This window comes from Cellulomonas sp. Leaf334 (assembly GCF_001424195.1).
Taxonomy (GTDB): domain Bacteria; phylum Actinomycetota; class Actinomycetes; order Actinomycetales; family Cellulomonadaceae; genus Cellulomonas.
Genome location: NZ_LMOO01000001.1, coordinates 81,534 through 101,184, shown reverse-complemented (window position 1 = coordinate 101,184; position 19,651 = coordinate 81,534). Strand labels below are relative to the sequence as shown.

Sequence of the window (19,651 nt, the reverse complement as noted above, 5' to 3'; positions counted from 1 at the left end):
TCCCTCTCAGGCCGCGGTGCGCGCGGCGTCGCGGGCGGCGACGCCCTCACGGACCAGCGGGATCACGTAGCGGCCGAAGTCGATCGCGTCGTCGAGCAGGTCGTACCCGCGCGCGGAGATCACGCTCACGCCGAGGTCGTAGTACGCCAGGAGCGCCTCGGCGACCTGCTCGGGCGTCCCGACGAGCGCGTTCGAGTTGCCGGCGCCGCCGGTGGCCTTCGCGGGCGCCGTCCAGAGCACGGAGTCGAACCGGTCACCCTCTGCGGCGATCTCCAGGAGCCGCTGCGACCCGGCGTTCTCGGGCTTGTCGATCGGGTGCCGTCGGCTCAGCACGCCGCCTGCGGCCGCCTTGCGGGCCTCGATCGCCCCGAGGACCCGGTGGGCCTTCTCCCAGGCCAGCTCCTCGGTCGGCGCGATGATCGGCCGGAACGCGGCGTGGATGCGCGGTGGCGTGGTCCGACCTGCGGCGATGGCCTCGCGGCGGATCCGCGCGATCTGCTCGGCGGTGCGGTCCAGCGGCTCGCCCCACACGGCGTAGATGTCCGCCTCCGCGGCACCGACCCGGTACGCGGCGTCGGAGGACCCGCCGAACGAGATCGTCGGCGAGCGCCCGTCGACCGCCTTGGCGTCGAGGACGAAGTCGCGGAACTGGTAGTACTCGCCGTCGTGGTCGAACGGCTCCGCGCTGGTCCACGCCTTCTTGACGATCTGGATGTACTCCTGGGTCCGCGCGTACCGCTGGTCCTTGGTCAGCGTGTCGCCCTCGCGCTGCTGCTCGTGGTCGTTGCCGCCGGTGATGAAGTGCACCGAGAGGCGTCCGCCGGAGAGCTGGTCGAGCGTCGCGAAGGACTTGGCGGCGAACGTCGGGTACGAGACGTTCGGGCGGTGCGCGAGCAGCAGCTCGATCGAGTCGAGCCGGGCAGCGGCGTGGGCGGCGAGCACCGACGGTTCCGGACCGCTGGAGCCGTACGCGAACAGCACGCGGGTCCAGCCGTTGTCCTCGTGGGCGCGGACGATGCGCTCCAGGTAGCGCAGGTCGAACGGCGCCGTCGTGGGAGCTTGCGTCTCCGAGGCGTTGCTGGTGGTGGCGATGCCGAGGAAGTCGACAGGCACGGGGGGCTCCTTCTCGTGGTGGGGGTCAGGCGCCCGAGGGCACCAGGTCGTAGGCGAGGTCGGACACGTCGGCGTGCAACCCCCAGGCGTCGGCGAGCAGCTCGAACGAGCGCACGCGGTCGCGGGGGTCGTGGGTCTCGGTCGTGACGAGGAGCTCGTCGGCCCCGGTCACGCGCTGCAGGGTCGCGAGGCCGGCCGCGACCTCGTCGCGGGTGCCGACGATCCGGGTGTCGATCCGGTCGCGCAGCACGTCCTGGTCGGCGGCGCTGCGCTGCTCCCACGGCGTCGTCGTGCCCGGCTCCGGGTAGGCGATCGCGCCCTGGGCGCCGCGACGGATCGACAGCACCCACTCGGCGAACGGGTCGGCCAGGTGCCGTGCGCGCTCGGCCGTCTCGGCGGCGAGCACGTCCGCGGAGACCACGACGTACGGCTCGGCCAGCACGCCGGGGCGGAACGCCGACCGGTACGCCTCGACCGTGCCGAGCACGTTCGACGGGCTCACGTGGTAGTTCGCCGCGAGCGGCAGGCCGAGGGCACCGGCGACGCGCGCGCTCTCGCCGCCGCTGGACGCCAGCACCCACAGGTCGAACGCCGCACCCGCGACCGGCGGGCTCACGTAGGCGTTGCCGGCGCTGTCGACGCAGGAGTCGGCGAGCAGACCGAGCACCAGCTCGAGCTCGGCGCGGAAGTCCTGACCCGTGCGACTGGCACCGATGACCTCCTTCTGCGCGAGGATGCGGGCCCGCAGGGCGGAGTCCGTGAAGTCGATCGGCGGCGTGCCCGGGACGTGCAAGCCGTCGACGTCACGCGCCTCGGTGCGCGCAGGCGCGACGAACCCCTCGGACGGCGGCGTGAACGCGCGGCCGAGTCCCAGGTCCACGCGTCCGGGGTGCAGCGCCGCGATGGTGCCGAACTGCTCGGCGGCGATCAGCGGGCTCGTGGTCCCCAGCAGCACGGCACCCGAGCCGACCTTCAAGCGGCGGGTGCGCTCGGCGGCGAGGGCCGCGAGGACCGCGGGAGAGGCCGACGCCACCCCGGGCGCGAGGTGGTGCTCCGCGAACCAGAGCCTGCGGTAGCCGAGCCGGTCTGCGGCGACCGCGAGGTCGAGCGTCGCGCGCAGGGCGTCGGCGCCGGTCTGGCCGACACCGACGGTCGCCAGCTCGAGGATGGACAGCGGGACGTTCGTGGTCATGGGGGTCCTCCGTGGGAGTCAGGGTCAGGCGGGCAGGGCCGCGAGCCGGGCGGCGGCGAAGGCCGGGTGCGGCACAGATGCCGGCTCGGCCGCGAGGTCCGCCAGCACGCGTCCGACGGCAGGGGCGAACTTGAATCCGTGCCCGGAGAACCCGGCCGCGACGACGACGCGTCCGCGGCGGTCGAGGACGAAGTCGTGGTCCGGCGTGGTCGTGTACGTGCACGAGATCGGCACGAGGTGGTCCGGGTCTGCGCCGGGCACCCAGCGGTCCACGTAGTCGCGCAGCTGCCGCAGCTGTCCCGGCTCCGCGGTGAACGACCGTCGGTCCGGGTCGGTCCGGGGGCCGACGCCGTGGAAGCCCACCTTGATGCCCTCTCCGGGAGTGGCCAGGCCGTAGACGCCGCTGGGCCACGGGTGCGGTGCGGGCGGGTCGTGCGTGAACGACGGCCAGAGGTCGGCGACGGGTGCGTCCGGGAGCAGCGCGAAGTGCGCGGGCTGCTCCTGCGTCACCACCAGCCGGTCGGCGAGCTCGGGGATCCCGGCGAGCAGGCCGGAGGTCCAGGCGCCGACCGCCACGACGGCGCTCGTCGCGTGCCACGTGCCCGTGTCGGTGACCACCCGCACGCCGTCGCCCGTCTGCTCGACCGCCCGCACCGGGGTCTCGTGCAGCACGCGCGCGCCCGCACCGGTCGCGGCCTGGAGGAACGCCTCGACCGCACGGTCGGCGTACAGCCGTCCGGCGGTGCTCGTCTCGTGCAGGACGTCACCCTCGAACGCGAGGCCCGGCCAGCGTGCGTGCGCGTCGGCGGCGGACAGCCACTCGTGCGGGATGCCCCGCTCGACGAACGCGTCCGCCACCTCGCGCGACGCGAGCGAGCCCTGGCTGACCCCGCCCGTGATGGTCAGCAGCTCCCCGACCGCGGGCGCCTCGTCCTCGAGCACCCGCCACAGGTCGAACGCCTCCTGCACCAGGTCGAGGTACTCCGCGCGGGCGTAGGTGTTCCGGTAGATCCGGGACGCGCCGTGCGACGCACCCCAGGTGTGCCCGCGGCCGAACCGTTCGAGCAGCACCACCTGCGCTCCGCGCCGGGCCAGCTGCCACGCGGCCGCGGCGCCCATGACCCCGCCGCCCACGACGACGTGGTCCACGTGCTCGCTCATCTGTTCCTCCTGCGCGTGTGGGTCGGCCGGCTGGGCGACCCCCGTCCACCCAGCCGGCCGTGTGAGGCGACTCCCCAAGCCGCCCCGTCTGTGGGGTCAGTCCGTCTTGGGCAGACCGGGCGGGTTCAGCTCGGACGCGTCGATGGCCTCGTCCTGCAGGCCCCAGCGCTCCAGCACCCCGGCGTAGGTGCCGTCCTCGAACGCGTGGTTGAGCGCCGCGGTGACGGCCGGTGCCAGACCGTTGCCCTTGAGGGTGCCGACGGCGATCTGCGCGGTCGCGGGCCAGCCGCCGTTGAGCGTGCCGATGACCTTGAAGTCCTCCGGCGAGACGGCGGCCTTGTAGGCAGCGGTCGCGTTCGGGCCGAACGAGACGTCGATGCGACCCGACTGCAGCGCGAGGATCGTGTCGCCGTCGTTCTCGAAGTACTCGACCTTGGCGGCCTCGAGCCCGGCCGCCCGGTTCTCCTCGTCCCAGGCGAGCAGGATCTTCTCCTGGTTGGTGCCCGAGCCCACCGCGACCGTCAGGCCGGCGATGTCCTTCGGCTCGGAGATCTCCGTGAGGTCGTCGTTGTCGGCGCGCACGAGCCAGCCGAGCTGGTCGTTGCGGTAGGACGAGAAGTCGTAGAGCTCCTTGCGCTCCTCGGTGACCGTCACGTTCGAGATCACCGCGTCGACGGCGCCGGACTGCACGGCGAGCGGCCAGTCGGCCCACGCCTTGACCTCGTGCTTCAGCTCCAGACCGAGCGCATCGGCCACCAGCTGGGCGATGTCGGTCTCGTTGCCGATCGGCGTCTTCTCGTCGTCGGCCAGGAACGCCAGCGGCGCCACGTAGGCGCTGACGGCGACCGTGAGCGTGCCCTTCTCCTTGACCTCCGCCGGCAGGAGCGCGATCGCCTCGGCCGACTCGGTCGTGCGGATGCGGTCCTGGTCCGCGGTGGTGTTGACCGTGAGTCCGGCGGCCTTGGCCGCCTCCTGGAGGTCACCGCCACCCGGCTCGGCCTCGGCGCTCGAGGAGCACGCCGCGAGCCCAGCGAGCAAGGGGGTCAGGACGAGCGCGGCGAGCAGCCGGGTGCGGGACGAGCGGGTGGTGGTGGACATCATCTTCTCTCTTCGGGGTGGGGTGGTTCAGAGGACCTTGTCGAGGAACGCGCGGGTGCGGGCCTGCTGCGGGTGGTCGAGGACCTGCGCGGGAGGCCCCTGCTCGACGATCCGGCCGCCGTCCATGAACACGACGGTGTCGGCCAGCTCCCGGGCGAAGCCCATCTCGTGCGTGACGACGACCAGCGTCGTGCCGCTGTGCGCGAGGTCCTTGATGACGTCGAGCACCTCACCCACGAGCTCCGGGTCGAGGGCGGACGTCGGCTCGTCGAACAGGAGGACCTCGGGCTTCGTGGCGAGCGCCCGGGCGATCGCGACACGCTGCTGCTGACCGCCCGACAGCTGTCGGGGCCGGGCGTCGGCCTTGTCGGACAGGCCGACGCGTTCGAGCAGCACGCGCGCCTCGGCCTCGACCTCGCGCCGCGGGCGGCCCTGCGCGTGCACGGGCGCCTCGAGGAGGTTCTCGAGCACGGTCAGGTGCGGGAAGAGGTTGAAGCTCTGGAACACGAAGCCGATCCGGGTGCGCTGCCGGAGCACCTCCTTCTCGCGCAGCTCGCGCAGGGTGTCGCCGCGACGCTCGTAGCCGACGACCTCCCCGCCGACCGCGACGAACCCGCGGTCGACCCGCTCCAGGTGGTTGATGACGCGCAGCAGGGTGGACTTGCCGGAGCCCGACGGGCCGATCACGACGGTCACCTCACCCGGCTGCACCACGAGGTCGATGCCCGCGAGCACCTCGAGCGTGCCGTAGCTCTTGTGCACGCCGTGCACCTCGACCAGGCCGGCGCTCACGGCCCGCTCCCGACGTCGTCGCGCGGCGGGACTGTCGACCCCGTCCGGAACAGGTGGCCACCGAGGGTGGAGCGCGCCGCGTAGGCCGGGGGCACGCTCGCGGGCAGCGGCCGGCCGCTGACCCGGCTGACCAGCGAGACCGCGGTCCAGCGCAGCCGCTGCACCGGCGTCGGGGGCAGCGTGCGCAGGGCGCCCTTCGCGTAGTGGCGCTCCAGGTAGTACTGCCCGACGGTGAGGACCGTCGTGATGATCAGGTACCAGATCGCCGCGACCATGAGCAGCGGGACGACCTTGAGGTTGCGGCCGTAGATGACCCCGACCGTGTAGAAGAGCTCGCCGTAGGCCAGCACGTAGACGACCGACGTGCCCTTGACCAGCCCGATGATCTCGTTGATCGACGTCGGCACGATCGTCCGCATCGCCTGCGGGAGCACGATGCGCAGCTGCTGGCGCGCGCGCGGGATCCCGAGCGCGGCGGCGGCCTCGTGCTGGCCCTGGTCGACACCGAGGATCCCCGCGCGGACGATCTCGGCCGAGTACGCCGCCTGGGAGAGCCCGAGCCCGAGCACCGCGGCGCCGAACTTGCCGACGATCGACAGGGTGTCCACCTCGGTGAACGCCGGGCCGAACGGGATGCCGAACGAGATCTCCGGGTACAGGTACGCGAGGTTGTACCAGAGCAGCAGCTGCAGGATCAGCGGCACCGACCGGAACACCCAGGTGTAGCCCCACGCGACGCTGCGCAGCAACGGCGAGCGCGACAGCCGCATCAGGGCGAGCACCGTGCCCAGCCCGAACCCGATGACGGCGGCGGCGAAGGTGAGCCGCAGGGTGCCCCACAACCCCGTGAGAACCGACGGCCAGGTCAGGTACTGCGCCACGACGGACCACTGCCACCGGTCGTTGGTCACCAACGAGCTCACGACCATCGCGAGCAGCACCGCGACCACGGCGGTGGCGAGCCAGCGCCCCGGGTGCCGGGTGGGCACGACGCGCAGCCACGCGAGCGTCGCGGCGTCGCCCCCGCGCTCGGGCTGGACCGGCGGCGGTGCCAGCAGGCGCGACTCGTCCTGGAAGACGCTCACGACGTCGCCCCCAGCCACTTCTCGAACGGGAGCGGCCCGGTCGCCTCGGCCGCCGGGTCGAACAGGGGCGTGTAGCCGGCGCGCAGGTAGAGGCCGACGGCCTCCGGCTGCCGCGGCCCGGTCGTCAGGTACAGCCGCGGGTAGCCGAGGTCGGAGGCGCGCTGCTCCAGCTCGGCGACGACGCGCGCGGCCAGGCCCCGACGACGGTGCGCGTGGTGCGTCCAGATGCGCTTGAGCTCGGCTGTGGGGACGGTCGGCAGGCCGGCCTCGTCGCGCCCCTCGGCGCGCGGGCGGCGGTCGGCGTCACCGAGCTCCGGCTCCATCCGTCGACGGAACGCGCCGCCTGCGACCGGGACGCCGGCCTCGAGCAGCAGGACGAGCGCACCGTCGGGCGCCGCGAACTCCGCCGCCGGGTAGTGCTCCAGCTCGGCACGGATCTGGTCGACGGCCAGGATGCCCTGATACCGGGTGGCGTACTCGTCGGCCAGCTCGTCCAGCAGCGGCTGCACCAGCGGGTCGGCGAGGTCGGTCCAGCGGACCGTCAGGGTCGAGGTCGTCACGACGCGCTCCCGCGCGGGTCGCGCTCCCCCACCGACACGGCGAACGGCAGATGGTTGCCCTCGACGGGTGCCGGGCACGTGCCGGAGTCGCTGAACGCGTACGGCAGGTTGAGGGTCCGGTTGAGGTCGATCCTCAGCGGGCCTGCGCTGCGGTCGGCGACGTCGATGGTCAGCATGCGCCAGGGCGCCAGGTCCTCGGCCTCGTCGCTGAACAGGACGGCGACCGATCGTGGGACGTGCCCACCGGACAGTCGCAGCGTGTGCCGCACACCGTCGCGCTCGACGTCGATCTCCCCGACCAGCCGGACGTGGTGGACGAGCCCGTGCTGCGCCGCGCCGACCGTCACCTCGACGGGCTCGTCGTACCAGCGCACGGGGACGTCGAGGACCCACGACGGGTCGTACGGGTGCGTCGGGACTCCGTCGAAGCCGGTGCGCGCTGCGGCGCGCGGGTCGCGGACGCGCAGGTACAGCCGACCGGTGCGGCGGAGCAGCTCGACGACGAGGCGGTCCTCGTCGTCGCGGCCCGCCGGCACGTACGCCGCGACGAGCGTCGACCGGCCCTCCCTGACCGTCCGTCGCCAGACGCCCACGAGCGCTTCGCGCGACTGGGGGTCGGTCACGCCGTCGGCGGCGTCGGTCTCGACCAGCGCGTCGGCGCCGTCGGTCGACCACCGGCCGGGAACCCCCGGGACCGGGCGCGGGGTCGCGGTCAGCGCGTACAGGCCGACCAGGCTGAGCCAGCCGTGCGGCTGGCGCAGCGTCTCCTCGCGGTCGCTGCGCCAGCGCAGCAGGTCGGCGGTCGGGTCGATGGCGAGCGTGGTCATCGGGTGCTCCTCTCGAGCGTGTCGGTGAAGACGTCGGCACGGTGGCCGGGGATCGCGCCGACCAGCTCGGCGGTGTACGGGTCGTGCGGGTCGTCGAACACGTCGGCGGTCGGTCCGACCTCGACCAGCCGGCCGTCGTGCAGCACCCCGACCCGGTCGGCCACCTGACGCACGACCGCGAGGTCGTGGGAGATGAACAGGTAGGTCAGGTCGCGCTCGCGCCGCAGCCGGTCGAGCAGCGCGAGGATCTGGGCCTGGACCGAGACGTCGAGGGCGCTGGTCGGCTCGTCGAGGACGAGCAGGTCGGGCTCGAGGGCGAGCGCCCGGGCGATCGCGACCCGCTGCCGCTGCCCACCGGAGAGCTCGCCGGGCCGCCGGGTCGCGTACGCCGCACCGAGAGCGACCTGCTCCAGCAGCTCGTCGACCCGGTCCCGCCGCTGCGACCGGGAGCCCACGCGGTGGGACCGCAGGGGCTCGTCGATGATCTTCGCGACCGTGAACCGGGGGTCCAGCGACGCGAACGGGTTCTGGTGCACCAGCTGCGACCGGCGACGCAGGACCGCGCGGCCGGCGGCGTCGGACACGGGGGCACCGTCGAGGAGCACGGTCCCGGAGTCCGGCGAGGTCAGCTGCAGCACGAGCCGCGCGACGGTCGACTTGCCCGAGCCGGACTCCCCGACGAGCCCGAACGCTCCACCGCGCGGGATCGACACGCTGACGTCGTCGACGGCCTGCACGGTGCGTCCGCCCGGGAGCCGGAACGCCTTGCTGACGGACAGGACGTCGAGGAGCGGCGTCTCGCCGACGGGCGGTGCCGGGTCCGCGACCCGCTCGCGGACCGACAGCTGCGGCGCGGCGGCCAGCAGGGACCGCGTGTACGGGTGGCGCGGCGCACCGAGCACCTGAGCCGTCAGTCCCTGCTCGACGATCTCGCCGTCCTTCATCACCACCACACGGTCGGCGCGGTCGGCCGCGACCGCCAGGTCGTGCGTGATGAACAGGACGGCCGATCCGGTGCGCGACGTGAGGTCGTCGAGCAGGTCGAGCACCCGGCGCTGCACCGTGACGTCGAGCGCGCTGGTGGGCTCGTCGGCGATCACCAGGGCGGGTTCGAGCGCGAGCGCGATGCCGATGAGGACGCGCTGCCGCATGCCGCCGGACAGCTCGTGCGGGTACTGGCGGGCACGGGCTTCCGGGTCGCTCAGCCCGACGGACCGCAGGATCTCGACCGCCTGCTGAGCGGCGGCGGCCCGGCGCACCCGGCCGTGGATGCGCAGCACCTCCGCCACCTGGTCGCCGATCCGGGTCACCGGGTTGAGTGCGATGCCCGGGTCCTGCGGGACCAGGCCGATCCGCGCGCCCCGCACCTGCTGCCACGCCTTGGCGCCCAGGCCGACGAGCTCCCCGCCGTGCAGGCGGACGCTGCCCCCCACCACCCGGCCACCGCCGGGCAGGAGGCCGACCACCGCGTGCGCGGTCGTCGACTTGCCGGAGCCGGACTCGCCGACGAGCGCGACGGCCTCGCCGGCGTGCACGTCGAAGCTCACCCCGCGCACGGCCTGGACCCGCTCACTGCTGCTGCGATGGACCTCGTACTCGACGACCAGGTCGCGGACCTGCAGGACGGGGGTTGTCGGGGCGCTCATCGGTGCGCCCTCCCTTCGAGGAGTCGACCCAGCCGGTTGGCAGCCAGGACCAGTGCGGCGATGACCAGCCCCGGCAGCGTGGTGAACCACCAGGCCACCGACAGGTAGTTGCGTCCTTCGGCGACGAGCGACCCCCACTCGGGCGTGGGCGGCACGGCGCCGAAGCCGAGGAAGCTCAGCGAGGACACGGCGAGCACGATCACGCCGAGCTGCACGGTGGCGAGCACCAGGATCGGCGCCGCGGCGTTGGGCAGCACGTGCCGGGCGAGGACCGCCGGACGCCGCGCGCCGGCCAGGACGGCGGCCTCGACGTAGGTCGTCGTCCGCACCCGGAGCACCTCGGAGCGCATGACGCGGGCGAACGTCGCCACCTCCGCGACCCCGACCGCGATGGCGACCTTCAGCGTGCCGAAGCCGAGCGCCGTGACGACCGCGAGCGACAGCAGCAGGCCGGGGATCGCCAGCAGCACGTCGGTCGTCCGCATGAGCACGGCGTCGACCGCTCCCCCGAGGTACCCGGCGACGAGCCCCACCAGGGCACCCACGACCAGCCCGAGGCCGAGCGCCAGCAGCGCCGCCTGCAGCGACAGGCTGGTGCCGTGCACGGTGCGGGCGTACAGGTCGCGGCCCAGGTTGTCGGTGCCGAACCAGTGCTCCGCGCTCGGCGCGCTCAGCTTGTCGGCCGGGACGCCCACGAGCGGGTCCGCCGCCGTGAACAGCCCGGGCACGAGCGCCCAGCCGAGGACGACGAGCACGACCGCGAACGATGCGAGCACACCGGGCGTCGCCAGGGGGTGGCGTCGGCGGCGGCCGGGTACCGGACGTGCCAGGACGACGCTGGGTGCGGCGACGGCGGTCGGTGCCTGCGAGACGACTGTCATGACGGTTCCTTCCCTGCGTCAGGCCGTGGCCGGGGTGCGGGCGATCCGGGGGTCGAGCGCCGGGTAGGCGAGGTCGACGACGAGGTTGACGACCACGAACACGAGCGCGCCGACGACCACGACGCCCTGGACCACGGGGATGTCCTGAGCGCGGACCGCCTTCTCGACGAGGCCGCCGAACCCGGCCCGCGAGAAGACCGTCTCGACGACCACGGCCCCGGCGAGCAGGTTGCCCACCGCGATGCCCAGCAGCGTCAGCGCCGGGAGCGCGGCGTTGCGGGTCACGTGCCGCCACTGCACCCGCCCCCGGCTGGCGCCCTTGGCCAGCGCGGTCTCCACGTAGGGCGCGTCCCAGGCGGTCCGCATGGACCGGGCCAGTACCTGCGCGATGACCGCGGACAGCGGGATGGCGAGCGTGACCGCCGGGAGCACCAGGCTGCCGAAGCCCTGGTTGCCGACCGCCGGGAACAGCGGGAGCCGGAACGAGAACAGCTGCAGGAGCAGCAGCCCGATCCAGAACGTGGGCATCGAGACGCCCAGCGGAGGCAGCGCCAGCAGCGCCCCGCGCAGGCGGGTGGACCGCGACCAGGAGGAGACCGCGGCGATCGCCCCACCGAGCAGCAAGGCGATCCCGAGGGCGAAGCTGGTCAGGGCCAGCGTCTGCGGGAACGCGTCCGCGAGGAGCTGCGACACGGGGGCGCCGGACGTCACCGACACACCGAGGTCACCGGTCAGCGCCCGCCCGAGCAGCACGACGTACTGCTCGAGCGGCGGGCGGTCGAACCCGTACCGGGCACTCAGCTCCGCGACCTGCTCCGGGTCCACGGTGCCGCCCGGGTTGGCCCCGTCGAGCATGATGCTCACCGGGTCGCTGGGCAGCAGGTACAGCACCGCGAACGAGACCGTGAACGCCGCCCAGAGCACCAGGACCGCGGCGCCGAGCCGGCGCAGGACGTAGCCCGTCACCGGTCGCCGCCGATCCAGGTGTCGTGGAACAGCAGCCGGGACGAGGCGTCGAACGCGAGCCCGTGCACGTCGGGGCCGACGCCGATGGACTGTGCGAGCTCGAACAGCGGGATCGCCAGGCCCTCGTCGAGGATGGTCTGCTGCGCGGTGGCCAGGTCGTCCGCCCGCTTCGCCGGGTCGCCCTGCGCCAGCTGCTCGTCGAGCAGCGGGTCGAGGACCGTGTCGGCCGGTCGCTTGTTGATGTTGCGGAACTTCGAGGAGAACTGTGTGCGCAGGATGTCGCCGTCGGCGCGCGTGACGTTGTAGTAGTACGTGTCGTAGTCACCGGCTGCGAGAGCCGCCTGCTGCTCGGCGGGCGTCTGCTGGCGGACCTGGAGGTCGACCCCGACGGCCTTGAGCTGCTGCTGCGTGAGCTCCAGCACGGCCTGGCTGCCGGTGAAGAGCGGCGCGTACACCACGTCGAACGACAGCTTCTCGCCGCCCTTCTCGCGGATCCCGTCGGCACCGAGCGTCCAGCCGGCGTCGTCGAGCGCGTCCGCGGCACCGTCCTGGTCGAACGCGAGCTCGTCTGAGAGGTCCACATAGCCCGGCGTCGTGCTGGCCAGGACGCTCGTCGCGGGCTTGAACGCCTCGCTGAGCACCGTGTCCACGAGCTCCTGGCGGTTGATCGCCACCTGCACGGCGGCGCGCACGTCAGGGTCGGCCAGCGGACCGGCGCTCACGTTCGGCTGGAGCACGAAGGCGACACCCGGGTTGGTGCGGGTGAGCACGGAACCGCCCGAACCCTCGACCTGCGGCACGTCCTGCGGCAGCACGTCGCCGACCGCGTCGAACTGGTCGGAGGCCAGCCCGCCGGACCGCACGCCCGACTCGGGCACGATCGAGAAGTCGATCTGGTCGAGGTACGCCTCGCCGGGGTTCTCGGAGACGTCCGACGGCCACGCGTACCCGTCGCGGCGCACGATCGTCGCCCCCTGGTCCTGCGTGTACTCCTCGAGCTCGAACGGGCCCGATCCGACGACCTCGCCCTGGAGACGTGCCGCCGGGTCCGTCGTCGCGGTCGCGTCGGACAGGATCGCCAGCGACACCGTGGAGGTCGCCTGCAGGAACTGCGCGTTCGGCGTCGCGAAAGCGACCGTGACGGTGTGCTCGTCGTCGACGGTCGTGGCCTGGTAGCCCGAGAGGTAGGACCCGGCCAGGGGTGCCGTGGCGGCGAGGGGGCCGACGAGGGCGTCGAAGTTCGCCTTGACGGTCGTCGCGGTCAGGGGCGTGCCGTCAGAGAACGTCACGTCGTCACGCAGGTGGAACGTGAACCGGGTCAGATCGTCGCTGACCTTCCAGCTCGTCGCGAGCCACGGCACGATCTCGCCGGTCTCGGTGTCCTGGTCGGTCAGCGAGTCCGCCAGCTGGCGGGCGATGTAGATGCTGACGTTCGAGCCGACCTGCTGGGGGTCGACGCCGCTCGGTGACGCGCCGAGGGCGAACCGCAGCGTGCCACCGGGGGTCGCGGTCGCGCTCTGGTCGGCCGTCGGGGACGCGGCCGGGGCACCGCCGGAGCTGCACGCGGTCAGCAGGAGGCCGGGGACGACGAGGGTGGTCAGGAGCACGGACCGGGCACGGGTCGAGCGGAGCATGACGGGGGTCCTTCGGTCAGGGGTGGGTGGGGGCGGGTCAGCCGACGAGGGCACGGTCGGCGTATGAGCGGGTGTTCCGGGGTGCCGGTCGGGTCAGGCCGAGGTGGTCGCGGAGCGTCGTCCCGGCGTACTCGGTGCGGAACGAGCCGCGTTCCTGGAGCAGCGGGACCACCTGGTCGAACACGTCGTCCAGGCCGGCGGGGGTCAGGTGCGGGACGAGGATGAACCCGTCGGACGCGTCCTCCTGGACGTGCCGGTCGATGGCGTCCGCGACCTGCGTGGCCGTGCCGACGAACCCGCCGCGCGACGTCACCTCGATGACGAGCCGGCGGATCGACCAGCCGTTCGCGTCGGCCTGCGCGCGCCACGCACCGGCGATCGCACGCGGGTCCTTGACGTGCCGCACCCGCCCTCGCGTGATGTCGAGGTTCTCGACGTCAGGCTCGATCCGCGGTAGCGGACCTTCGGGGTCGTGGTCGGTCAGGTCCCGACCCCAGACCTGCTCCAGGAACGCGATCGCCGTCGGCCCGGGCACCTGCTGGAGCCGGATCTCGTGGGACCGCTCGGCCGCCTCCTGCGCGGTCGCGCCGAGCACGACCGTGGTCGCGGGCAGGATCAGGAGCTGGTCCGGCGTCCGCCGGTGAGCGGCGAGCCGGCCCTTCACGTCGGCGAAGAACGCCTTGCCCGCCTCGAACGTGGAATGCGCCGAGAAGACGACGTCGGCCGTGGCCGCCGCGAAGTCGCGCCCGTCGGCCGAGTCTCCGGCCTGGAACAGCACCGGGTGCCCCTGGGGCCCGCGCGGCGTGGTGAACTCCCCGCGCACCTGGAAGTGCGGTCCCTCGTGCCGGACCTCGCGCACCGACCCGGGCCGCACGAACTGCCCGGTGCGGGCGTGCGCGACGACCGCGTCGTCGTCCCAGGAGTCCCACAGCGCCCGCGCGACCTGGACCAGCTCGGCCGCCCGCTCGTAGCGCTGCTCGTGCGGCAGGAACCCGCCGCGACGGAAGTTCTCCCCGGTGAAGGCGTCGGAGCTGGTCACCAGGTTCCACGCCGCGCGACCGCCGGACAGGAGGTCGAGCGTCGCGAACTGCCGGGCCAGCTCCCACGGCTCGTTGAAGGTCGTGTTGATCGTGCCCGCCAGCCCGATCCGGTCCGTGACCGCGGCGAGCGCCGCGAGCACGGGCAGCGTGTCCGGCCGACCGACGACGTCGAGGTCGTGGATCTGCCCCTTGTGCTCGCGCAGGCGCAGGCCCTCGGCGAGGAAGAAGAAGTCGAGGTGCGCGGCCTCCGCGCGACGGGCGAGGTGCTCGAACGACGCGAAGTCGATCTGGCTCCCGGAGCGAGGGTCGCTCCAGACGGTCGTGTTGTTGACGCCGGGGAAGTGTGCGCCGAGGTGGACCTGCTTGCGGGGGGTGGTCATCGCGGGGCTCAGGCGATCGCGGCGTAGCGGTTGGCCGGGTTGCGCAGGCCCAGCTGGTCGCGGAGCGTGGGGCCGTTGTAGTGCTCGCGGAACGCCCGCGCGGTGCGCAGCATCGGGACGACGCCGTCGACCAGCACGTCGAGGTCGGTGTGGAGCGAGGAGGGCCGCACGACGAACCCGTCCACGGCACCGATCTCCCACCACGACAGGAACGTGTCGGTCAGCTCGCGGGCGGTGCCGACGTGGGTGAGCGAGTCGGTGTCCCACCGGACGCCCTCGAGCTCGGTGAGCAGGTCGAGGCGCGCACGCGCGCTCGCCTGGTCCGGCCCGGTCACGACGAACGCGTCGACGAGCACCCGCAGGTCACCGGGCTCGCGGCCCGCCGCGGCGGCCGCGGCGCGCAACCGCAGCCGCAGGTCGAGCGCCTCGTCGCGGCTGGTGGCGCTGATCCGGACCAGGTCGGCGTGCCGGGCGGCGAGGCCGAACGACTCGTCGGACCCGACGCGCACCACGATCGGCGGCTGCCCCTGCGGGGGGCGCGGGGTGATCGACGGCCCCTTGACCGCGAAGTGCACGCCGTCGTGCTCGACGTAGTGGAGCTTCGCGCGGTCGACGTAGCGGTGCGTCTCCCGGTCGCGGATCTCCGCGTCGTCCTCCCAGCTGTCCCAGAGCGCAGAGACGACCTCGACGGCCTCCTCGGCCTCGGCCACGGCCGCTGCCTCGGACAGCGCGGCCCCGCGGCCGAAGTGGCCGGCGTCGGCGTCGTCCGAGGACCAGCCGAGCTGCCAGCCCGCACGGCCGCCGCTGACGTGGTCGATCGTCGCGATCGCCTTGGACACGTGGAACGGCTCGGTGTGCGTCGTCGCGACGGTCGGCACCAGGCCGATGCCCCGCGACCGGGGCGCCAGCCGCGCCGCGACGAGAGCTGCGTCGAGCCTGCCCCGCAGGGTGGTGGAGCGGGTGGGCTGCAGCGAGAAGGAGTCGTCGATGACGACGAGGTCGAGCGTGCCGCGCTGGGCGGTGTCGACCAGGTGCTGGAGCCGTTCGGCGTCGAAGAGTCGCTGGGCCTGGGAGCCGTGGGTGCGCCAGGCGGCGGGGTGGGCTCCGGCGTCGCTGAGGTCGACGCCGAGGTGCAGCGGCCGGGGGGACGATGTGGGGTGTGCCATGGGGGTGTCCGTTCAGGAGTCGCGGACGCGCCGCGCGCACACAGAGGTGCGACGGACGGTGCGTGGGGTGCGGGCGCGAGACGGCGGAGCCGTCGATCGCAGGGGCTCGTCAGCGGCCGGTCAGGCCAGGAGACGGGTCAGCAACACCAGGTGCTGAGCGCGCCGGAGCCGGCGCCGGGACAGCAGGAGGACACGCGAGAGAGGCCGTCGGCGATCGCCGCGGGCTGTCCGTCCGTGCTCATCGTGCGTCCCTTCGTGCCCGCCGGGCGGGCGCTGCGTCGTTGTCGGGCACGAGCGGGTGCTCGCACAGGACCAGGTCGTCACCCGGGGCACCCCACACGCAGGAGGGTTGCCACCCAGCGAGCCGGGGCTTGTCGCTGGAATTCATGACCTAACAGGTCGGGAAAGTAGACATAAACGAGGAGCGAGTCAATGATCCGAGGGGAAAGTCCAGATGATGGGACGGGACATCCCGCCCGCTGAGGAAGAATGAGCACCGTGACCGTGACGATCGCCATCGACGACCCGACCGCCCCCGACGTGCTGGACCTCCTCGGCGAGCACCTCTCGGACATGTACGCGACCTCGCCCGCCGAGTCCGTGCACGCCCTCGACCCGTCGGCGCTCGCGGCGCCGGGCATCACGTTCTGGACCGCCCGCGACGGCACCGGCGTGCTGCTCGGGTGCGCGGCGCTCAAGGAGCTCGGGCCGGCCGACGGCGAGCTCAAGTCGATGCGGACCACCGCCGCGTCCCGCGGGCAGGGCGTCGGCGCCGCGATGCTCGCGCACGTGCTCGGCGCCGCAGCGGCCCGGGGCATCGGCACCGTCCACCTCGAGACCGGCACCGAGGGCTACTTCGCCCCCGCCCGCCGCCTGTACGAGCGCGCCGGCTTCGTCGAGAGCCCCCCGTTCGCCGACTACGTCCTCGACCCGCACAGCGTCTTCTACCGGCTGACGCTCAGCGCGCCAACCGTGCCCGCCACCGGTCCCAGGGCGGCGCAACCCGCCAGTTGACGCGCAGCGTGCGCCACGCCCGGTCGAAGCGACGCACCCGCTGGGCGTGCCCACGCAGGGACCGTGCCGACACCCCCACGCGCAGCGACGGGTCGTACCGGATCCGCCGCCCGGGTCCGAGGGCGAACGCGAGGTCGAGGTCGTCGTGCACCTCGGGGTCGTCCCGGCTCACCCGGGAGCGGACGGCGAGCCACGCCTCGCGGCGCACCGCCATCGACGAGCCCCACAGCGCGGTGTGCCCGAGGGCGAGGTGCGCGAGGAGGTAGTACGCACCCAGGTAGACCCCCGAGACGCCGGCCCGCAGGGCCACCGGGAGGTCGAAGAACTGCCCGGTGCCCGAGACGGCGTCGAGCCGCGGGTCCGCGAGCATGCAGTCCACGATGCGCTCCACCCACCGCTCGTCCGGACGGGAGTCCGCGTCGAGCCGGGCGATCACGTCGCCGCGCGCGTGGTCGTACCCGGTCGCTGCCGCGGCGGGGATGCCGACCCGCGGCTCCGCCACCACCCGCGCACCCCACGACGCTGCGACCGCCGCGGTGTCGTCCGTCGAGCCGTTGTCGACGACCAGCACCTCGTACGGCGCGACCGTCTGCCGGCGGAGCCGCGCGAGGCACTCCGCCAGGGCGACCGCGTCGTCGCGGGCGGGGATGACCACCGAGACGCTGACCCCCGGCCCGGCGATCACGGGCGCCGCACCACGACGCCCGTGACGACGACGCTACCGGCGAGCCCCGCGGCGAGATCGCCCATCGTGTCGTCGTACCCCACCTGGATCCTGCGGTCGAACCACGCGTTGCCGGCCCACTCCCCCAGCTCCCAGAGCACCGCGAGCACCGCACCGAGCCCGACGACGAGCAGGGCCACCTCCGTGCGTGACCCGCCGCGACCGACGACCCCCCAGGCATGCAGCGCCTGCACGCCCAGGACGGCGACCAGGCCCGTCGCGACCGCGTGCACCGCGACGTCCAGCCAGCTCACCGCCACGTACCAGTCGAGCTGCGCGGCCCACGCGGCGAATAGGATCGTGCTGCTGTACGTGACGTCGAGCCAGGTCGGGGCGGCGATCGCCCGCGGCACCATCACGCCGCCGAGCACCAGCAGGAACAAGGCCGCCGCGACCGGACCGGACCGCCAGGTACCGACGACGACGCTGACCAGCGCCAGCACGCGGACGACATCGCCCGGCACCAGCCTCGTCACCTGTCCGGTCGCCGCTCTCATGAGGGGGTGACGAAGCCGATCGCCTTGTGGCTCCCGTCGCAGAACGGCGCGATGGCGGACGTCCCGCACCGGCACAGCGCGACCGTGCGTCGGTGCCGCTCGATCGGGTTGCCGTCGGAGTCGACCAGCTCCACGTCGCCGCGGACGAGGAGCGGGCCGTTCGGGCACGCCTCGATCGTGGCCCGCTGCGGTGCGCGGCCGGTCATGCCGCACGCAGCGAGGAGGCCCCCGCGGTCCACGCGTCGAGCAGGTGCCGTCCGACGAGCTCGTCGAGGTACAGGCAGGCCGCCGCACCGAACAGGATGTCGTCCACCAGCTCGGGCTCCTGCTCCGCGAGCCGCCCCGCCAGGTCCCGGCCGGCGATCTGCTCGTGCACGGCGTCCGCCTCGACGTGCTCGTCGAAGTAGTCGGTCGTGCCCCCGTCGTGGCCGAGGCGGCGGAACCCGTCCCCGTAGAGGCGGTTGGGCAACGACGACGTCATCTCGAAGGCCGCGAGGTGCCCGGCAATCGCCCCGCGCCAGCGGCGGTGCAGCCCGAACAGCGACATCAGGTTGAGCGCCGCGATCGTGACGGCGGGCAGCCGGTCCACGTAGTACCCGTACTCGTCGACGAGCCCGGCACCGCGCATCGTCCGGGCGAAGAGGGCGCTGTGCATCCGTTCGGGCCGACCGCCGCCGTACTCGTCGGACTGCACCTCGACCAGCGCCGCCTTGGGCGCCCCCGTCAGCCGCGGGACCGCCCACGTGTGCGGGTCGGCCTCCATCAGCGTGTACAGCGACCGGTGGATGAGGAACTCCTCGGCCTGCGTCGCGTCGGCCGACCGGGCGACGTAGCGGGCGACGCTCGGTCCGGGTCCCGGAGCGGTCATCGCGAAGAGCGCGGCCGCGACGGCCTCCCGCTCGGCGGGTGTCTCGACGTGGTCCGGGACCTGGTCGCGCAGCGCCGCCTCGACCGCGACCTCGAGGATGCGACGCAGGCGCAGGAGGTCCGGGTGCCACTCCCACGCCTCGTCCACGCCCTCGAACCCGCGGTAGTGCAAGGCGTAGAGCGTCCACAGCGTGAGCTGGAGATCGTCGTCGGTCAGCGCGTCGGCGGTCGCCGCGGCGTTGCGCCAGCGCGTGAGCACCTCGTCGTCGAGGTGGTCGACGTCCCGCGACGGGTGGACGAGCAGGTCGGTCAGGGACGCCCCGAGGGGTCCGCGCGGGGAGGGGAGCTTCATGATCGGGATCCGTCCTGGTGCGTGCACCCGCCCGGTTCTGGAGCAAGCTCTTCGGACTCACGGTCGCACGCGCTGACCGATGCGCAACCGGAGGTGGGTCCTCAGTGCCGGGTCACGCGATGGACGGCCACGTCGTCGAGACGACCGTCGACGACCGTCGCCGTCATGTAGGTCGCGAACGGCTGCCGGCGCCGGTCGGTCGGCGATCCCGGGTTGAGCAACCGCATCCCGCCAGGCGTGACGGTGTCCCACGGGATGTGGCTGTGACCGAACACCAGCAGGTCCAGGTCGGGGTGCTCGACGTCGCACCGCCGCTCGCGGCCGGCGGCCGGGCCCGTCTCGTGCACGACGCCGACGCGCAGCCCGTCCAGCTCGACGTGCGCGACGAGCGGGAGCCGCGCGCGGAGCCCTGCTCCGTCGTTGTTGCCGACGCACGCCACGAGCCGACGGGCGCGGGCGTCCAGGCGGTCGAGCAGGTCCTCGCCGACCCAGTCGCCGGCGTGCAGGACGACGTCGGCGCGCTCGACCGCGGACCACACCTCGGCGGGCAGGTCGCGGGCCCGGCGGGGGACGTGGGTGTCGGCGAGCAGGAGGACGTGCACGAGTCCCGACCGTACGTGCCGGCAGCCGTGGCGCAACCGGTCTGCCGGCGCGCG

General features: G+C 73.5%; 20 protein-coding genes and 1 riboswitch. Of the genes, 1 reads left to right on the top strand and 19 read right to left on the bottom strand.

Going from position 1 to position 19,651, the window contains the following annotated elements:
• Nucleotides 1–6: 6 nt before the first annotated feature.
• From ASF78_RS00500 to ASF78_RS00435, 14 genes are all read right to left on the bottom strand, one after another.
• A complete protein-coding gene (locus ASF78_RS00500) occupies nt 7–1,113 on the bottom strand; it encodes an LLM class flavin-dependent oxidoreductase (RefSeq protein WP_056583648.1) in 1,107 nt (368 codons plus the stop codon).
• Nucleotides 1,114–1,138: 25 nt separating this feature from the next.
• Nucleotides 1,139–2,305 carry an LLM class flavin-dependent oxidoreductase gene (locus ASF78_RS00495; protein ID WP_056583646.1) on the bottom strand — a complete coding sequence of 389 codons (1,167 nt, stop codon included), beginning with the start codon at nt 2,303–2,305 and terminating at the stop codon, nt 1,139–1,141.
• Nucleotides 2,306–2,329: 24 nt separating this feature from the next.
• Nucleotides 2,330–3,466, bottom strand: a complete 1,137-nt coding sequence (locus ASF78_RS00490) for an FAD-dependent oxidoreductase (protein ID WP_056583644.1) — start codon at nt 3,464–3,466, stop codon at nt 2,330–2,332.
• Nucleotides 3,467–3,562: 96 nt separating this feature from the next.
• Entirely contained in the window at nt 3,563–4,564 is a 1,002-nt protein-coding gene (locus ASF78_RS00485; RefSeq protein ID WP_369816292.1) for an ABC transporter substrate-binding protein, read from the bottom strand.
• Between the two features lie 27 nt (nt 4,565–4,591).
• Nucleotides 4,592–5,356: an amino acid ABC transporter ATP-binding protein gene (locus ASF78_RS00480; RefSeq protein WP_082494726.1), complete on the bottom strand. Its 765-nt coding sequence runs from the start codon at nt 5,354–5,356 to the stop codon at nt 4,592–4,594.
• Complete coding sequence (locus tag ASF78_RS00475) at nt 5,353–6,441, bottom strand: amino acid ABC transporter permease (RefSeq protein ID WP_369816291.1); 1,089 nt, start codon at nt 6,439–6,441, stop codon at nt 5,353–5,355. Before ASF78_RS00475 ends, ASF78_RS00480 begins: the two co-directional genes overlap by 4 nt.
• Entirely contained in the window at nt 6,438–7,001 is a 564-nt protein-coding gene (locus ASF78_RS00470) for a GNAT family N-acetyltransferase (RefSeq protein WP_056583641.1), read from the bottom strand. Before ASF78_RS00470 ends, ASF78_RS00475 begins: the two co-directional genes overlap by 4 nt.
• Nucleotides 6,998–7,828 carry a DUF1684 domain-containing protein gene (locus ASF78_RS00465; RefSeq protein WP_056583637.1) on the bottom strand — a complete coding sequence of 277 codons (831 nt, stop codon included), beginning with the start codon at nt 7,826–7,828 and terminating at the stop codon, nt 6,998–7,000. The genes ASF78_RS00470 and ASF78_RS00465 overlap by 4 nt, the downstream gene beginning before the upstream one ends.
• Entirely contained in the window at nt 7,825–9,474 is a 1,650-nt protein-coding gene (locus ASF78_RS00460) for an ABC transporter ATP-binding protein (RefSeq protein ID WP_056583635.1), read from the bottom strand. Before ASF78_RS00460 ends, ASF78_RS00465 begins: the two co-directional genes overlap by 4 nt.
• Nucleotides 9,471–10,355: an ABC transporter permease gene (locus ASF78_RS00455; protein WP_056583633.1), complete on the bottom strand. Its 885-nt coding sequence runs from the start codon at nt 10,353–10,355 to the stop codon at nt 9,471–9,473. Before ASF78_RS00455 ends, ASF78_RS00460 begins: the two co-directional genes overlap by 4 nt.
• Before the next feature lie 18 nt (nt 10,356–10,373).
• On the bottom strand, nt 10,374–11,321 hold the full coding sequence (locus tag ASF78_RS00450; RefSeq protein WP_056583631.1) for an ABC transporter permease: 948 nt from the start codon (nt 11,319–11,321) through the stop codon (nt 10,374–10,376).
• Nucleotides 11,318–12,955, bottom strand: a complete 1,638-nt coding sequence (locus ASF78_RS00445) for an ABC transporter substrate-binding protein (protein WP_056583629.1) — start codon at nt 12,953–12,955, stop codon at nt 11,318–11,320. The genes ASF78_RS00450 and ASF78_RS00445 overlap by 4 nt, the downstream gene beginning before the upstream one ends.
• A gap of 37 nt (nt 12,956–12,992) precedes the next feature.
• Nucleotides 12,993–14,375: an NtaA/DmoA family FMN-dependent monooxygenase gene (locus ASF78_RS00440; RefSeq protein WP_056583626.1), complete on the bottom strand. Its 1,383-nt coding sequence runs from the start codon at nt 14,373–14,375 to the stop codon at nt 12,993–12,995.
• Between the two features lie 8 nt (nt 14,376–14,383).
• Nucleotides 14,384–15,541, bottom strand: a complete 1,158-nt coding sequence (locus ASF78_RS00435; RefSeq protein WP_056583624.1) for an LLM class flavin-dependent oxidoreductase — start codon at nt 15,539–15,541, stop codon at nt 14,384–14,386.
• Between the two features lie 272 nt (nt 15,542–15,813).
• Nucleotides 15,814–15,933, bottom strand: a riboswitch (SAM riboswitch).
• A gap of 97 nt (nt 15,934–16,030) precedes the next feature.
• On the opposite strand from ASF78_RS00435, the gene ASF78_RS00430 reads away from it, so the two are divergent.
• The gene (locus ASF78_RS00430; protein ID WP_056583621.1) at nt 16,031–16,555 is read left to right on the top strand and encodes a GNAT family N-acetyltransferase; all 525 of its coding nucleotides are present in this window, start codon (nt 16,031–16,033) and stop codon (nt 16,553–16,555) included.
• Here ASF78_RS00430 and ASF78_RS00425 read toward each other — a convergent pair.
• From ASF78_RS00425 to ASF78_RS00405, 5 genes are all read right to left on the bottom strand, one after another.
• Complete coding sequence (locus tag ASF78_RS00425; protein WP_056583620.1) at nt 16,500–17,240, bottom strand: glycosyltransferase family 2 protein; 741 nt, start codon at nt 17,238–17,240, stop codon at nt 16,500–16,502. The two genes, ASF78_RS00430 and ASF78_RS00425, sit on opposite strands and share 56 nt — an antisense overlap.
• Nucleotides 17,237–17,743, bottom strand: a complete 507-nt coding sequence (locus tag ASF78_RS00420; protein ID WP_235518324.1) for a hypothetical protein — start codon at nt 17,741–17,743, stop codon at nt 17,237–17,239. The genes ASF78_RS00425 and ASF78_RS00420 overlap by 4 nt, the downstream gene beginning before the upstream one ends.
• Before the next feature lie 29 nt (nt 17,744–17,772).
• A complete protein-coding gene (locus ASF78_RS00415; protein ID WP_056587824.1) occupies nt 17,773–17,982 on the bottom strand; it encodes a CDGSH iron-sulfur domain-containing protein in 210 nt (69 codons plus the stop codon).
• Nucleotides 17,979–18,995: an iron-containing redox enzyme family protein gene (locus ASF78_RS00410; protein ID WP_082494725.1), complete on the bottom strand. Its 1,017-nt coding sequence runs from the start codon at nt 18,993–18,995 to the stop codon at nt 17,979–17,981. Before ASF78_RS00410 ends, ASF78_RS00415 begins: the two co-directional genes overlap by 4 nt.
• Nucleotides 18,996–19,096: 101 nt before the next feature.
• On the bottom strand, nt 19,097–19,597 hold the full coding sequence (locus ASF78_RS00405; protein WP_056583616.1) for a metallophosphoesterase: 501 nt from the start codon (nt 19,595–19,597) through the stop codon (nt 19,097–19,099).
• Between the last annotated feature and the right edge of the window lie 54 nt (nt 19,598–19,651).